At 41.0% G+C, this 15,453-nt stretch carries 14 protein-coding genes; 10 read left to right on the top strand and 4 right to left on the bottom strand.

What is annotated here, in order from left to right:
* Positions 1-45 precede the first annotated feature (45 nt).
* From kam1_RS08885 to kam1_RS08875, 3 genes are all read left to right on the top strand, one after another.
* Complete coding sequence (locus tag kam1_RS08885) at positions 46-954, top strand: glycosyltransferase family 9 protein (RefSeq protein WP_244946049.1); 909 nt, start codon at positions 46-48, stop codon at positions 952-954.
* A gap of 82 nt (positions 955-1,036) precedes the next feature.
* Positions 1,037-1,813, top strand: coding sequence for a homing endonuclease associated repeat-containing protein (locus tag kam1_RS08880; protein ID WP_039721061.1), 777 nt, complete (start codon positions 1,037-1,039; stop codon positions 1,811-1,813).
* Between the two features lie 76 nt (positions 1,814-1,889).
* The gene (locus tag kam1_RS08875; protein ID WP_039720899.1) at positions 1,890-2,990 is read left to right on the top strand and encodes a transporter substrate-binding domain-containing protein; all 1,101 of its coding nucleotides are present in this window, start codon (positions 1,890-1,892) and stop codon (positions 2,988-2,990) included.
* A gap of 73 nt (positions 2,991-3,063) precedes the next feature.
* Here kam1_RS08875 and kam1_RS08870 read toward each other — a convergent pair whose 3' ends face one another.
* Together kam1_RS08870 and kam1_RS08865 are read right to left on the bottom strand one after the other, a co-directional pair.
* Entirely contained in the window at positions 3,064-3,390 is a 327-nt protein-coding gene (locus kam1_RS08870; protein WP_143958397.1) for a hypothetical protein, read from the bottom strand.
* A 73-nt stretch (positions 3,391-3,463) separates the two neighbouring features.
* Positions 3,464-4,357, bottom strand: coding sequence for an NAD(P)-dependent oxidoreductase (locus kam1_RS08865; protein ID WP_039720900.1), 894 nt, complete (start codon positions 4,355-4,357; stop codon positions 3,464-3,466).
* Between the two features lie 207 nt (positions 4,358-4,564).
* Between kam1_RS08865 and kam1_RS11100 the strand changes: the two genes are divergently transcribed.
* The 7 genes from kam1_RS11100 to kam1_RS08835 all read left to right on the top strand — a co-directional run bounded on the left by kam1_RS11100 (position 4,565) and on the right by kam1_RS08835 (position 11,653).
* A complete protein-coding gene (locus kam1_RS11100; RefSeq protein ID WP_276507619.1) occupies positions 4,565-5,152 on the top strand; it encodes an efflux RND transporter permease subunit in 588 nt (195 codons plus the stop codon).
* Entirely contained in the window at positions 5,062-7,755 is a 2,694-nt protein-coding gene (locus kam1_RS08860) for an efflux RND transporter permease subunit (protein WP_315861689.1), read from the top strand. The genes kam1_RS11100 and kam1_RS08860 overlap by 91 nt, the downstream gene beginning before the upstream one ends.
* Positions 7,756-7,781: 26 nt before the next feature.
* Complete coding sequence (locus tag kam1_RS08855) at positions 7,782-9,194, top strand: efflux RND transporter periplasmic adaptor subunit (protein WP_039720902.1); 1,413 nt, start codon at positions 7,782-7,784, stop codon at positions 9,192-9,194.
* On the top strand, positions 9,187-9,537 hold the full coding sequence (locus kam1_RS08850; protein ID WP_039720903.1) for a hypothetical protein: 351 nt from the start codon (positions 9,187-9,189) through the stop codon (positions 9,535-9,537). The genes kam1_RS08855 and kam1_RS08850 overlap by 8 nt, the downstream gene beginning before the upstream one ends.
* A gap of 266 nt (positions 9,538-9,803) precedes the next feature.
* Positions 9,804-10,028 carry a hypothetical protein gene (locus kam1_RS08845; protein ID WP_143958396.1) on the top strand — a complete coding sequence of 75 codons (225 nt, stop codon included), beginning with the start codon at positions 9,804-9,806 and terminating at the stop codon, positions 10,026-10,028.
* 172 nt (positions 10,029-10,200) lie between these two features.
* Positions 10,201-11,160, top strand: a complete 960-nt coding sequence (locus kam1_RS08840) for a 2-dehydropantoate 2-reductase (protein ID WP_052250416.1) — start codon at positions 10,201-10,203, stop codon at positions 11,158-11,160.
* 16 nt (positions 11,161-11,176) lie between these two features.
* Entirely contained in the window at positions 11,177-11,653 is a 477-nt protein-coding gene (locus kam1_RS08835; protein WP_039720905.1) for a hypothetical protein, read from the top strand.
* Positions 11,654-11,751: 98 nt separating this feature from the next.
* Here kam1_RS08835 and kam1_RS08830 read toward each other — a convergent pair whose 3' ends face one another.
* Both kam1_RS08830 and kam1_RS08825 read right to left on the bottom strand, forming a co-directional pair.
* Positions 11,752-14,265 carry an ATP-dependent Clp protease ATP-binding subunit gene (locus kam1_RS08830; RefSeq protein WP_039720906.1) on the bottom strand — a complete coding sequence of 838 codons (2,514 nt, stop codon included), beginning with the start codon at positions 14,263-14,265 and terminating at the stop codon, positions 11,752-11,754.
* 19 nt (positions 14,266-14,284) lie between these two features.
* Entirely contained in the window at positions 14,285-15,382 is a 1,098-nt protein-coding gene (locus kam1_RS08825) for a protein arginine kinase (protein WP_009058281.1), read from the bottom strand.
* Between the last annotated feature and the right edge of the window lie 71 nt (positions 15,383-15,453).

The following is a 15,453-nucleotide window of genomic DNA, read 5'->3' as shown; positions in this document are numbered from 1 at the left end:
GAAAATTTTAATCATCAAATTAAGTTCCTTTGGAGATATTATTCAGTGTTTTCCAGTAGCCAGTGGGCTCGTAAAAAGTTTCTTTCGGCAAAAATCGATTGGGTCACATACGATAATTATAGAGAGCTATTCGATTATCAACCTTCCATTTCTCGTGTCTTTACCATCCCACATTATTCTTCTTGTGGGATGGTAGAATCGATGGTCCAGATTTTCAAGCTGATTAGGACTCTTAAAAAAGAATGTTATGATATGGTTCTTGATCTCCAGGGTCTTTTCCGAAGTGGTATTATCTGTGGGTTTAGTGGAGCAAAAAGAAAGATTGGACCATGGAATGGGAGGGAAGGCTCTCTTTTCTTTTATAAGGAGCGGATTATGCCTCCTCCTCCTCCAGCTCAAGAAAGATATCTAGAGTTTTTGCGATACTTAGGAATCCAACCCGATCCTTATGATTTTCAGCTACCGTTGCTTCCGCCAATTTTAGATAGAAAAGACTATATAGTCATTCATCCTTACTCCCGGTGGTCTTCCAAAATTTGGCCTTGGAGAAACTATCAAGCTTTAACTCTACGGCTACCTCAATTCCATTTTGTTTTTGTTGGGATAGGGCCATGGTTTCCTATTAATGAAGCTAATTGCACGGACCTTCGTGGAAAACTTCCTTTAGGAAAGCTAATAGCTCTACTAGGAAATGCCAAAGCGATGATAAGTGGGGATTCGGGACCAGCTCATCTTGCAGCCGCTTTAGGATGTCCGACCCTTGTGATGTTTGGTCCTACGGATGCAGCAGAATCTCGTCCTATAGGGAAAAAAGTTTTTGTGCTCCAAAGCGATGTTTCTTGTTCCCCATGTTGGCATGCAATTTGCTTAAACAAAGAGTCGCCCTTACAATGTTTGTCAGGCATAACAGTGGAAGTAGTTATAAAAAAATTAATGATTCTTTTGGAAAATTAATAGCTTATGGAAAGGATGAATTTATTAAATTTATTTGACAAAGACGATAATTTTAAAATATTTATCTCCTAAAGGTGATTCTATGAAAATCCAACCAACAGACCAAACTATAAAGAAAAATAAAGAATGGACCGAAGCAGTGGTTCTCGAAGAAATCAAAAAATGGCATGAATCTGGTAAGCCTCTTTTTTCCCATTACATGAGAAAGCATTATCAGGAACTTCTTGCTGCTGCCGTTCGATATTTTGGAAATTGGGGAAAAGCGGTGGAAGCTGCTGGTCTATCTTATGATGAAATCCGTCGGTACAAAGCCTGGTCGAAGGAAAAGATTATCCAGATGATTCAACAGCTTCATCGCCAAGGTACGGATCTTTCTTTTCGATCCATGATGCTTGGAGAATACGCGCCTATGGTGTATGCGGCTATCCGGCCCAATTATTTTGGAAGTTGGAAAAATGCGCTTCTAGCTGCTGGATTGGCACCTCAGGACATTTATAGATATAAATCTTGGAAAAACGAAAATATTCTTGAGGAAATTCGAAGATTGTATAAGGAGGGTGCGGACTTAAGTTCCAAGCAAATGGAAAAGAATGCGAGTTCTTTAATTGCTATTGCTCGAAGGAGGTTTGGCAGTTGGTCTTCGGCAATAGAACAGGCAGGCTTGGATTACGATAAGATTCGTAACCGAAAAAGGTGGTCTAAAGAGCAGATTATTCAAGGGATAAGGTCGTTAAAAGAAAAGGGAATTTCGTTAACGAGTACGAAGGTTAGAGAGGTTGATCCTGCTCTTTTTGCAGCCGCTTGTAAAAAGAGGTTTTTTGGGAGTTGGAAAAAAGCGGTGGAAAACGCTTTAAGTTGATTTTTTCCGCCTATTCCAAAGAAAAAAGGTTGACATCTTTGCAAGAGAAAGTCAAAAGTGACCAGATCTTGCAGACGTGTTAAATCATTATAAAAAAACTCCCTTGCGAAAGGTTTTATTAACCTTCCTGTGCTTCCTTTTTTCTTTTCATCTCCTATTTTTTTGTTCTGCTGAAGTCTCTCATCCCATAAAAACCCATATCAAGATTAGGGTTGCAACCAGAAATGACCCTCCGTTTTCCTTCCGAGGTGTGGATGGAGAATGGACAGGAATTGCAGTTGACTTATGGAAAAGGATCGCTGCTGATCTCAATCTTCCCTATGAATTTATCGAAATGTCCGCTGACCAACAGATCCTTATTCGCGGTTTGTTGGATAAGAAAGTTGATGTGGTGGTAACAGGGATGGGAATCAATATTGAGCTTTTAAAAAAGCTCGCTTTTAGTTATCCATTTCTTACTTCTGGGTTGGGAGTTGCTTATAGATCAAGTCCAATTAGCTCTCTACAAGCAGTATTTCGGTTTATGTTTAACCCAGAGTTTGCCACTGTTGTCTGTGGAATGACATTTCTGACGTTAATTGCTGGATTTTTTGTTTGGATTTTTGAAAGAAAAAAAAATCCTCATTTTGGAGGCAGTTTTATTCATGGTATAGGTAATGCGTTTTGGTGGGCTGCTGTCACCATGACGACTATCGGCTATGGGGATAAAGTCCCCAAAACGGTTGGTGGTAGAACGGTAGCTATGATTTGGATGTTTGTTGGAGTGGTCCTATTGTCTTTTTTTACAGCGTGGATTACAGCAGGAGTGGCTTTAGAAAAAGTCAGTTTGGATATAGTCAAACTTAAAGATCTTTCTCAAATTCGCATAGCAACTGTAAAAAATTCAATGGGCAGCAGTTATTTAAAAAAAAGGCAAATTCGAGCGATCCTGTTTGATTCCTTAAATGAGGCTCTGGAAGCTCTTAAGGAGAAAAAGGTGGATGCTGTTCTTTCGGAATTAGAACAGTTACGGTATGTAATTCAAAAAGAATTTGGAGGAGAATTAGAAGTATCTGAAAAAACTTTTGTAAGAATTGATTATGCTTTTGCATTTCGACCTGGGGAAGAAATCCTTCAGCTAGTGGATACATGGATGATCTCTCATCTCAATGAATTGAAAATATCTGAAAACCATTAGAAATATTTTTCCTAGGAAAGCGTTTTTTAAGACGTGACTGGTCGTTTTCTAGAAAAAAGCTATTTTGGGTTTTTTAAAACAATCGTATACAAGCCAGAACAACAACAAAAAAAAGCCCATTTAATAAGAAACCAACGAAGCAGGAAGGTCGAATCATCTCTTTTAATGAAAGGCTAAGGCCACCAAACAGAATGCCAAAAAAATTAGCGACAAGGCCCAGAAAAGTAAAAAAACCAATCAGTGCAGAGCTAAATTCTGTTTCACTACCACTCGCTCTTAATATCAGCTCGCTAAAGCCTATAATTATCCAATACAAAAAGGTCGCAATTGCTATGAGGAGGCTTATTCTTCTGCTCCAATGAGCCAAATGATCTAAAGACTTTTTTAATGCCTCTTCCATGCTTCAATGATGCAACAAAAATGGAAATTATTCAAGAGCAGAAAATATTAAAAAAACATTTAAGAGCTTCTAATCACTTCAAGGGGGGGTGATCCTCCCAAGAATCGAAGACTTCTGAAGAGATGGCAGCGAAATCAAGTTCTGCTTTCCCATGGTTTAGTGCAGAGAGAAAGCGCCAGTACACCACGTCAAGATAAGGCATTGGCACCCTATAGGACTCGACTAAATCTCTTGCCATTGTTGCATCTTTAAATCCGAGTTGTAATGTAAAGCCTGGTTCGCTAAAGGCTTTTTTCACAATAAGCTGGCCGTAATTTTCGTAGAGGGGTGAACGAAACAATGCTTGGTTGATAGCGGAAAGAAAATCTTGAGGGAGGATCTTAGCTCTTTGAGCCAAAGAGAAACTCTCGCTTAAGGCTTCGATAACGGTCATGATTAAAAAATTGCCCAAGATTTTTACAATATTCGCTCTGGCTGGTTCTTCTCCAAAATTCGAATAGCCCCTTCCCAAGGCTTGGAAGATGGGATGGCATTTTCTCACAGCTTCTAGAGGTCCAGCAGTAATAATCCACAATTCTTTTCTTGCTGCCGCATCGGGCCGTCCAAATACGGGTGCTGAAACAAGAATCTGGTTTTTGGCTGCATGCATGCTTTGAATTTCTTGAATGACTTTAGGACTAACCGTGCTCATAGAGAGATGAATACCTTCTTCATGTAATCCATGGATAAGTCCCTCGCTGCCAGCTGTGATTTCTAATAATGCCTCATCATTGGCAAGCATCGTGATGACTACATCGCTGCTTGCTGCCACTTCTTTAGGACATCCAAGAATTTTGGCACCAAAAGCTGCCAAAGGATCAGCTTTTTCTTTCGTACGGTTGTAAATAAAGAGTTCTTTTCCAGAGGCCAAAAGATTTTGGGCCATTGGATATCCCATCTTTCCAGTACCTATAAAACCAATTTTCATTGAAGATTCTTATAGCAAGAAATTAGAAACAAATTACAAAATTGTTTTTCATCTATTTATGATTTTATTGAGTATTTAACACAAACCCTTTGAGATGGTGGGGAAAAAAAATTGATTTTTGTAACATAATGGTATTGAAACTGCTATAGTCGAGAAGAAACTTATTTTTAGTTGAGGGGTTCTTTTTTTTAAGGGAAAAATAATAATATGCTCTGGCTGGTAAAAGTTGCTCTTAGAAAGCCCTATACGGTCGCTGTTATGGCAGCGCTCATATTTGTCATGGGGCTATTGACTATTGAAACAACTCCAACGGATATTTTCCCTGATATCGATATTCCCGTTGTAAATGTTGTCTGGTTTTATCAGGGTCTGACTCCAGAGGATATGACCAATTTCATTACGACCTTTAGCGAGTTTAATCTTTCCCAGTATGTAGATAATGTAGCCCGAATGGAATCAAGAACTTATTATGGGCTTAATGTTATTCGCATGTATTTTCAACCAGGTGTCCCTATCGATCTGGCCGTGTCGGAAGCAGTATCGATCTGTCAGACTGTCATAAAAAGAATGCCCCTTGGAACTACTCCTCCTTATGTTTTGCGCTATTCTGCAGCGGAAGTCCCTGTTATACAGTTGGCTGTAAGTGGGAAAACGAAATCAAATGCCGATTTGTTCGATTATACCTGGTATATCTTTAGAAGAGAATTAGCTACGATTCGAGGAGCCACTTTTCCTCCACCCTGGGGGGGACAGCGCGATTTATTCGTGTCGATGCTTATCCAGATCAACTGTTAGCTAGAGGCATCACCGCTCAAGAATTAATGGAAGTAATCAATAACCAAGTTTTGGATTATGCTTCCGGAGATATCAAAATAGGAGATCGCGACTATTTAGTCTCTGTGAACAATGTCCCAACGAATGTTCAGGAGATGAACGACATTCCGATTAAAAAAGTCAATGGACAAATCGTTTATATGCATGACCTTGGGTATGTCAGGGATGGAGGAGCAGTCCAATGGAATTTTGCACGGTATAATGGCATTCCTGCTGTGATTATGCCTCTTTTGAAAAACGGTATGGCATCGACTTTGGAGTTAGTCGCCAATCTGAGAAAACTGCTTCCGGTCGCCAAAGCTTCAGCTCCAGAAGGAATAGAAATCAAAGAATTAATGGATCAATCCGTCTTTGTCAGGGCTTCTGTAGAAGGAGTGGTTAAGGAAGGGTTGATTGCTGCAGGCCTTACAGGGATTATGATTTTAGTCTTTTTAGGAAGCTGGAGATCGACTTTGATCGTTTTAACTTCCATTCCTCTTTGTATTCTTGTGGCTCTTTTCATTCTTAGCCGCATGGGCAATACCATAAATATCATGACTCTCGGAGGGCTTGCTCTGGCTGTTGGAATTCTTGTGGATGATGCGACAGTGGAAGTGGAAAATATCCATAGAAATCACGGTATGGGGAAACCTCTCATTCAGGCGATTCTCGATGGTGCTCAGCAGATTGCCAATGCGGCCTTCGTTGCAACGCTTTCTATTTGTATCGTGTTTACTTCAGTAATTTTTTTAGAGGGGCCTCCAAAATATCTTTTTACTCCCATGGCCTTAGGGGTCGTCTTTTCGATGCTGTTCTCCTATTTTCTTTCAAGGACTCTCGTTCCTACGATGGCCAATATGCTTATTCGACAGGAAGAAATCATCGAGCATAAAAGGAAAATCGAAGGTAAACCGCTCTCCCGTTTTATGCGATTCCATCATTGGTTTATGGAACGCTTTGAAGAGTTCCGGGACAATTATGGAGAGCTTTTAAAATGGGCCCTGCATCATAAAGGAGCAGTGTTCTTACTCTTTGGTATCTTGGGTGTTGCTTCCTTTGTGGCTTTGCCTTTTGTAGGAGAGAATTTTTTCCCCCCTGTAGACGCTGGCAAGTTTAGGCTTCATGTTTTTACCCCGCCAGGGACTAGATTGGAAACAACAGCCAGAATTTTCAGTGAAATTGAAGAATACATAAAAAAGGAAATTGTTCCGGAGGAAGAAATCGATTCTATCGTGGACTTAGGAGGGCTTCCTTTTTGGTTTCCTGCAGGAATGGCCTTTGGTGATTATATCAATGAAGGGACATTTGACGGAGAGATTTTAGTATCGCTGAAAGAGGATCATCACTCCACATTTGCTTACATGAAAAAGATAAGGGAGAAATTGCCAAGAAGGTTCCCTGGATGCGAGTTCTTCTTCCAACCACCAGATATGGTTAATCAGATTCTTAACTTTGGTTCTGCTGCACCCATTGATATACAAGTGGTAGGAAAGGACCCGGATATTACGTCTCGGTTTGCAAAAGAAATCCAAAAAAAAGTAAAAAAGATCAAAGGGGCTGCTGATGTTATCATTTATCAGAAAAAACAGCCCTATCTGCATTTAAAAATAGATCGAATACGGGCTCTTGATTTTGGGTTAAATCAAAGGGAAATTGCTAACAACATTTTAAACCAGTTGAGTTCAAGCTATGTGGTGGCACCTAATTATTGGGCCGATCCTAAAACAACTATCAACTATCCGGTTGTTGTTCAAACTCCCCAACACTTGATAGATAGTCACAACTCTTTGCTCAATATCAATCTTCACCCGATAAAGGAATATTATTCTGATCTCCTTGCTTCGAGAGAGGAGACTCAGCTGTTGAGTAACGTGGTTTCGGTGGAGCATACCCAAAAGGCTGCCGTTGTCAGCCATTATAATGTCAAGCCTATTTATAATGTTTTTGTTAATGTGCAAGGAAGAGATCTGGGAGGGGTAGTCCACGACGTCCAAAAAGTTATCAATAGCATCAAAAAGGAATTGCCTCCAGCCTATGAAATCCATATTCGTGGACAGGCCGAAAGCATGCAGAATGCCTTTGGGCGTCTTGGTCTTGGCATTGTTTTTGCCATTCTGATGGTCTATTTCTTGTTAGTAGTCAATTTCCAAGGATGGGTGGATCCTTTCATCATTCTGATGGCGCTGCCGGCAGGATTTTGTGGTGTTATCTGGATGCTTTATCTTACTGGCACAACCTTTAGTGTCCCCTCTCTTATGGGGATGATTATGACCGTTGGAGTCGCCACTTCCAATAGCATTTTGCTGATTACTTTTGCCAATGAAGAAATGAGAAATGGAGCCGATGCTCTTACAGCTGCTTGGATGGCTGGAAGAATTCGGCTCAGGCCGGTTCTTATGACTGCTGGGGCGATGATTCTTGGTATGCTCCCAATGTCCCTTGGACTTGGAGAGGGAGGAGAACAGAATGCACCCCTTGGTAGAGCGGTTATCGGAGGGATGATTTTTGCTACCATAGGGACTCTTTTCTTCGTTCCAGTTGTTTTCAGCATTATTCGAGGCAAGAAAACAAGACCTACGGAATAGACAAAGCTTACAAATGAGTAGATTTTATGAGTAGTAAGGAGTTCGATGTGGGTTCGAAAATAAAAGACACCAAACGTGGCATATTAGAAAAACTATCCCGGATCGTTGATAAAAAGCGGAAAGGGAGTGGGAAAAGCCAAGAAGAGGGACCTACTCAAAATAAAGAACAGGATAATCTCTCTCCCACCATTCCTGAACCGCCTCCTATTAAAAAACGGGAACGACTAGAACCCATTTTAAAGAAAATCAAAAGTGGACCCGCTTTTATAGCTCTTGCTTTGGGAGCAATTCTTCTGGCTCTTTTTATTATAGGACTCATACCAAGGCTGCATAATCAAGGGATACTGAAAAAATATGTGGCTATTGCGAATGAAATTCCTGTTTCTGTTATAAGCCCAAAGCTTGCTCCACCAATTACGGATTTAAGGCTACCTGGGACAGCTAGAGGCTATTTTGAAACACCCATATGGGCAAGAGTCAATGGGTATATTAAAAATTGGTGGGTAGATATAGGGGATGAAGTGAAGGAAGGTCAACTGATGGCTGTTATTGATGCCCCTGATATTGATCGACAAGTGTTGGAGATGGAAGGGGTATTGAAATCAGCTGAGGCGAATTTGGAAATTGCCAGGATTTCTTTGGATCGGTGGAAAGAACTAATAAAAACCCGTGCGGTTTCCCAACAGCAGCTCGATGAAAGGCAGGCTGCTTATGATGCTGCTCTTGCTCGAGTCAACGCTTCTCGAGGACAATATGAACATTGGAAAGAGCTTCAAAATTTTGAAAAGATTTATGCCCCATTTAGTGGGGTCGTTACGGCTCGAAATATAGATATTGGCACGTTAGTGTCTCTGGGAAGTGATAAAGGAGTAAGAGAACTCTATCGGATATCAGTGACGGATGTCATGAGGGTGTATGTAGCTGTTCCTCAGAATTATGCTCCTCAGATCCAGCTTGGTGCTTGGGCTGATGTCACTGCTTCGGAATTGCCTGGAAAAATCTTCAAAGGGCTAGTTGTCAGAACATCGAAAGCGGTTGACCCGCTTTCTCGAACACTGTTGACAGAAGTCGATGTCGGCAATCCCAATGGAGAGATTATTGTCAATATGTATGTGGATGTGACTTTTCATCTGCCGAGGACACAGGAAACCTATCTAGTCCCTGTCAATACAATAGTCGTAAGGGCAGATGGCAATTATGTGCTTAGTGTGGATGAGCATCAGACTGTCCATTATAATAAGGTTGAACTGGGGAAAGATTTGGGACAATTCATTGAGATTCCCTCTGGACTTTCCAAAGATCAGAAAATTATATTGAATCCTCCTGAAATTCTTGAAGAAGGGGATAAAGTAGTGGTGGTGGACGATCTTTCTAAACCAAAGCCTGATAAGATAAAAGAGAAAAAGTTATTACAAAAGGGAAAGCTCGCTCATGAATGATGACCGACAAGAAAATAGAAAAGTAGCTGGTGCACCTGCGATAGAGACTCAGGGCGGGGTGGTTGCTTCTGAGACACCTGTTGCCTTCTTTACGATAGAATCTCCAGGGAGAAATTGGGTTTTTCCTTATTCCAGAATCCTTTTTGCTCATGCCGATACCGAAGGCAACCGATTTTTTCTCCGGACGATAAGTCATGATATCTGGATTAATGGTCAAAACTTACAAAAGGCCATTTTTTTAATCCAGCAGGAAAAGTTGATGGACGTCAAAAAGGGGAGTAATGAAAACGGGAAAGTGGATTCGGTAGAAGTCATGGAAAATCCCGGTGGAATGTTTGCTTAAAGCAGGTTGTCAAGAATTCAAATTCTATGGTTGGCAGGGTGGCAGAGAGAGGGAATAATTCAGCTACACCTGATGGCAAAGAAAAGGTAATATGAGCCTTGTATGACTCATAGCAACCTAGTGAAGTCATAGGAAGCGGTGGTACTGTGCTGGACGCTGCTTGAAGGTGATCAAGGACCGATCATTCTCCTGTATAAAAATGGAAGAAGATATTCCAAAGGGCGTTTGTTGAATTGGATTGGCCCTTTTGAGAATTTCATTGCGGGATGTGCTTGAAATTCCAAGAGGCGAATTGTCGTGCTCTATTGCTTGTTTTTTCACAAGCAATACTGACTCCTCTTGAGGCTAGAAGCTTAGACATACAGCTGAACATCAGCAAGAGTGAAGGAATCCATTCTATGGAGCAAGCCCACAATCATGATCTTAATGCAACGAACAATCTAAAGAATTTGATCCTGGGGGCTATGGCTTCAGTGTGTGAAAAAAGATAGCTGGCATAGGATTGTAGGATAAACCTAAAAAAAAGCAGACTCAGAGAGGCTAGAAAGCAGCTTTGAAGCGGTTTAGAGGGGCTTGAGTAGGTCGGATGGAGGGGTTTAAAATGAGGAAGGAGAATAAATTTAGTCTGGTTCCTTTCAACCCTTTTGTTATTTTTATAATACTATGTCGTTTGAATCATCTCCGGAGCATCTCGATAAAGGAAAGATTGCTATCATAGGTGCTGGAGCCATTGGTTCGTTCTATGGAGGGCTTCTTGCGAAAGCCGGCTATGATGTTAATTTCTTAATGCGAAAGGACTATGAGATAGTTAAGGAAAGAGGACTTATTATTGAATGGGGAAAAGAAAAGACCTTTCAGCTTTATCCGGTTAAAGTTTATACTAATACCAATCAGATTGGCCCTTGTAAGTGGGTGATTATTTCTTTAAAAACATCTGCAAATGATATTCTTTTTGAATTGCTACCCCCACTTCTTTCTTCTGAAACAGTCTTGGTTTGTTTCCAGAATGGCATAGGGAATGAGAAGTGGCTTTATGAGAATTTTGGACCTCGAACCGTTATTGGAGGAATATTGTTTGTGTGTATTAATCGAACGGGTCCTGGCAAAGTCACAAATTTTGGTTTTGGGAAAGTAGAACTTGGACAGTATAATGCGTTGCCTGGAAAAGAATTAAAGGATTTCGCAACCATGCTGACTACAGCCGGGATTGAAACAGAAATAGTTAACTCTTTGGAAGAAGCAAGATGGAAAAAATTGGTATGGAATATTCCTTTTAATGGGTTATCCGTTGCTGCTGGAGGGGTAGATGTAGCTGTGATTCTGGATAAGCCCGAACTTGCTTTAGCTGCTAGGGAATTGATGCAAGAAATTATTAAGGCGGCTAAAGCATTCGGTTTTTCCATCACTAATGATTTTATTGAAATGCAGCTTTCTAGAACCAAAAAGATGGGACCTTATAAACCTTCAAGCTTATTCGATTTTTTAGAGCATAAGCCTCTTGAGGTAGAAGCAATTTGGGGCAGGCCTTTAAAAATGGCAAGAGAGAAAGGTCTTGAGCTTCCAAGGCTTCAATTGCTTTATGCGATTCTTGATTCGTTGAATTCCCTTTGTTCTAGGAACTGAGAGAAACTTGCTTGCGATGCGGGGCGTTTGGCTAGAAAAAAGAGGTAGACAAATAAGCGTCATTTTTTTGGTGTTGATTTTTAGTACCGGATGTTCCAGGTTGTGGGAGACTAAACCAAATTTCATTCTCTCGATTTATCATTACTTAGACTTCTATCCGGATAAAGATGTTCCCAATGCAGATCTACCATTGGTGTTAAGAGAACGGAAAAAAGCCGTATCCCTTTTGCCTCCAATTCTTAAAGTTATAAGTAAAGAACATAGAGAACTGTTGGTAAATAAAATTATTGTGAATGGCTCAGTGGAAGTAGAGTATTACTGTCAGCCGACCTATGATCCTGCTAATCCATGTAAAAAGATAAAAGTTTTACCCAAAAAAATGGATTATGATGACGTTTTGCAAGTCTCACTTATCGGTTGCAAAGAAAGAATCAACAGTATTGTGATCGAATCCAATACAGGAAGATGGGAGTATATCCCGCCTCAAAACTGAATTTTACGATGACTGTCGAAAAAAATCCTACTTTTAGGGATAGAAGACCGTCACGAAAAATTTAAAGGGGCGATTTTTTCGCCCCTTTTTTTAGACATTTAGACAGCTGATGATTCAACTTGAGATTGAGTCGAAGATTCATTTTGGGAAGGTTTCGGAGTAAAGATTAACATTCCTTCCCGTGCATCAATCTCAACCACTGTGGCTTCGGCCAATTTACCTTTGAGCAATTCTTCGGCGATAGCATTTTCCACATATTTCTCAACTGCTCTTCTCAAGGGTCTAGCGCCATAGGCTGGTTCATATCCCTTTTCAATCAAGAAATCGATGGCTGCATCTGTGAGAAGAATGCTCAAATTACGACTCTTCAGTCTTTCTGCCACTTTATTAACTTCCAAATGAACGATTTTGACCATGTCTTCTCTGGTAAGCGACCTGAAGACAATAAGATCATCAACCCTATTTAAAAACTCCGGTTTAAAAGTCTTTTTAACGGTTTCCAGCATTCTTTCCTTCATTTGCTCATAGGAAATCTCATCCTGCTTTGTTCGGAAGCCAAGCACACCTGGTTTCAAACCCATCTCAGCACCGACATTGGAGGTCATGATGATGATGGTATTTCTAAAATCAATCTTTCTACCAAGGCTATCCGTAACAATTCCATCCTCGAGAATTTGCAAGAGGATATTCCAAACATCCGGATGCGCTTTCTCTATCTCGTCAAAAAGAACAACCGAATAGGGTCTACGCCGAATTTTTTCGGTTAACTGTCCTCCTTCCTCATACCCAACATATCCAGGCGGAGAACCGATGAGTCGAGAGACATTAAACTTTTCCATGTACTCGCTCATATCAATCTGTATGAGAGCGTCTGCACTGCCAAAAACATATTCGGCTAATGTTTTTGCCAGCATAGTCTTGCCTACACCCGTTGGTCCAAGGAATATAAAGGACCCAATGGGTCTTTTGGGATCCTTCAGATCAGCCCTTGAGCGTTGTAAGGCTCTACTCAACGCCTCTATGGCCTCATCCTGACCAATGACCCTCTTTCTCAATTCTTCACCAACATTGAGAAACTTATCCTGATCATTCTGAGTGATCCGAGTAATAGGAATCCCTGTCCATTTCGAGACGATTTGCATCATATCGTCTTCAGTAATGGTGGTCTCCTTTTCGTCTCGCCGTTTCTTCCATTCAGCGATCCGTTGTTCGAGCTTTTCTTTAAGCTCTCTCTCTTTGTCTCTCAATGCCGCAGCTTTTTCGAAATTTTGAGCCTTAATGCACTCATCTTTCTTGGCTCTAATAGCAAGCAGCTCGTTTTCAAGATCTTTTAATTCAGGTGGCCTCATTGTTGCGGCAATCCTTGCCCTCGCCCCTGCTTCGTCCATGATGTCGATAGCTTTATCGGGCAAGAATCTCCCCGTAAGATATCTATCCGAAAGCCGAACGGCAGTATCAATAGCCTGGTCGGTAAACTTGGCTTTATGATGCGCTTCGTACTTTGGTTTGAGACCATGCAAAATCTGAATCGTTTCTTCAACGCTTGGGGCTTCCACAAGAACGGTTTGAAATCTTCTTTCCAACGCCGCGTCTTTCTCTATGTATTTGCGATATTCTGAAAGAGTGGTCGCACCGATGCATTGTAATTCTCCACGGGACAACGCCGGTTTAATGATATTAGAAGCATCCATCGCTCCTTCTGCAGAACCAGCCCCTACAATCGTATGCAACTCATCAATAAAAAGGATGATGTTCTTGGCCTTGCGGATCTCCTCCATTACCGCCTTAATCCTTTCCTCAAATTGTCCTCTATATTTTGTTCCGGCGACCATTAGGGCTAAATCCAAAGTGATCACCCTTTTATCTCTCAACAGATCAGGAACATTTTCATTAGCAATTTCCTGGGCTAATCCTTCGACGATGGCCGTTTTCCCCACGCCCGCTTCCCCTATAAGCACAGGATTGTTCTTTGTCCTTCTGCAAAGGATCTGCATCACTCGTTCGATCTCGTTTTTCCTTCCAATTACTGGATCGAGTTCCCCACGACGTGCCAGTTCGGTTAAATCTCTACCAAAAGCTTTCAAAGCGGGTGTTTTCACTTCCTTTTTTGAGGTTGTTTCGGTAGTCCCAGCAAAAGCTGGCTCAGGATTTTCTTCTTCTCCACTGGCAGAGAAATTAGGATCTAATTCCTTTAAAATCTCATTGCGAACTCGTTCCAGATCGATATCGAGATTTTTGAGGATAGTGGCTGCCACTCCCTCTCCTTCTCGCAGCAGTCCCAAAAGAATATGCTCTGTTCCTACGTAGCTATGGTTCAGAGCTTTTGCTTCTTTGCTGGCTAAAGCTAAAACTTTCTTCACACGAGGCGTATAGGGAATAGGTGTAGTCGGCTTGCCTTCGGAAGGAACAGAACCGATCTTTTTCTCTATTTCGATTCGTACAGTTTCCAGATCTACTCCAAGTTTTTGGAGGACATTAATAGCTACTCCTTGGGCAAGTTTAATTAAACCAAGCAAAAGATGCTCAGTGCCCACATGGTTGTGTCCAAACCTTTCGGCTTCCTGTCTGGCAAGTGCCAATACTTGTTGTGCTCTAGGCGTAAAGTTTGTCATTTTGAGATAGCCTCCTACTTTAATGATGATAAGGAAACTGCAAATGCCTTGTATCTGGAGAAGGAAAATTTTTAAACTTTTCCCTTAAGAAATCAGCTCGTAACTGATCTCTTTCCTCCGAAGAAAGTTTCCTCTCATAAGCCATTTGTAAATGAGCTGGCTGAATTTTTATCAAACACTCATCAATAATCATTCTATAATTTTCTGGAAACATCCCTAAATCAATCCCTAAACGAACGACTGATAACAAATTTAATGTTTCCTTAGAAGTAATTATATACGAATTTTGTAAAATTCCAAATGCTCTACTTACCTGATCCAATATAAATTTAGGCTTTTCTTGTAACAGTTTTTGCCGAGCATTTTCTTCATGCTGAATAATCTGGGTAATTACTTTATGCAACCTCTCTAAAATTTCCTCTTCACTCTCCCCAAGGGTCATCTGATTGGAAATCTGGAATAAATTGCCCAATGCTTCCGTTCCTTCTCCAAATAAACCGCGAACGGCTAATCCAATTCTATTAACCGCTTTTACTATTTGGCTTATCTGTTCGCTCAAAACGAGGGCCGGAAGGTGCATCATGGCAGAGACCCTTAAACCAGTTCCCACATTGGTAGGACAGGCGGTTAAATAGCCTAATTTTGTAGAAAAGGCAAATTCAAGTTTTTCATCGAGTTCATCATCTATTTTTTCAGCAAGTTTCCAGGCCGCTTTAAGTTGCAAGCCAGATTTGAATGTCTGTATCCGTAAATGATCTTCTTCGTTGATCATTATAGAAACCGAACGAGAGGAATTGACAGCCAACCCACTCCCAACATTTTTGGCTGCGTGTTCTCTGCTGATAAGATGCTCCTCTACAAGCACCTGCTTTTCCAATGGAGAAAACCGGTCCATGGAATCTACAATCGCCAAGGGCTTCATTTCCCCAAGGGAGGAGACTTCAGGAAGTGTGATCGATAATATTCTTATCCGTTCGTTCTTCCTTGCCCATCCAGGGAATGGAAACCGATTGAGATTTCTTGCAATGCGGACCCTGCTTGAAACAACAATCTTGTTGTTGCCCTCTCCAGAATGCAGCCACTCACTGGGAGAAGAGATTAAAGAATTTATTTTCACTTCATAGTAAAATAATAAAGATTGAGGCAATTCGCAACAATATCAAGAAGGATTTCTTTGAAGGAGGTAAA

The organism is Methylacidiphilum kamchatkense Kam1, assembly GCF_007475525.1.
GTDB classification, from domain to species: Bacteria; Verrucomicrobiota; Verrucomicrobiia; order Methylacidiphilales; family Methylacidiphilaceae; genus Methylacidiphilum; species Methylacidiphilum kamchatkense.
This window is presented reverse-complemented; position numbering and strand designations above follow the sequence as displayed.

What these genes read in the sequence shown, in the direction of transcription:
- kam1_RS08880 (WP_039721061.1), top strand. Translation starts at nt 1,037, where the DNA reads ATGAAAATCCAACCAACAGACCAAACTATAAAGAAAAATAAAGAATGG.
- kam1_RS08870 (WP_143958397.1), bottom strand. Translation starts at nt 3,390, where the DNA reads ATGGAAGAGGCATTAAAAAAGTCTTTAGATCATTTGGCTCATTGGAGC.
- kam1_RS08865 (WP_039720900.1), bottom strand. Translation starts at nt 4,357, where the DNA reads ATGAAAATTGGTTTTATAGGTACTGGAAAGATGGGATATCCAATGGCC.
- kam1_RS11100 (WP_276507619.1), top strand. Translation starts at nt 4,565, where the DNA reads ATGCTCTGGCTGGTAAAAGTTGCTCTTAGAAAGCCCTATACGGTCGCT.
- kam1_RS08855 (WP_039720902.1), top strand. Translation starts at nt 7,782, where the DNA reads ATGAGTAGTAAGGAGTTCGATGTGGGTTCGAAAATAAAAGACACCAAA.
- kam1_RS08850 (WP_039720903.1), top strand. Translation starts at nt 9,187, where the DNA reads ATGAATGATGACCGACAAGAAAATAGAAAAGTAGCTGGTGCACCTGCG.
- kam1_RS08845 (WP_143958396.1), top strand. Translation starts at nt 9,804, where the DNA reads ATGTGCTTGAAATTCCAAGAGGCGAATTGTCGTGCTCTATTGCTTGTT.
- kam1_RS08840 (WP_052250416.1), top strand. Translation starts at nt 10,201, where the DNA reads ATGTCGTTTGAATCATCTCCGGAGCATCTCGATAAAGGAAAGATTGCT.
- kam1_RS08835 (WP_039720905.1), top strand. Translation starts at nt 11,177, where the DNA reads ATGCGGGGCGTTTGGCTAGAAAAAAGAGGTAGACAAATAAGCGTCATT.
- kam1_RS08830 (WP_039720906.1), bottom strand. Translation starts at nt 14,265, where the DNA reads ATGACAAACTTTACGCCTAGAGCACAACAAGTATTGGCACTTGCCAGA.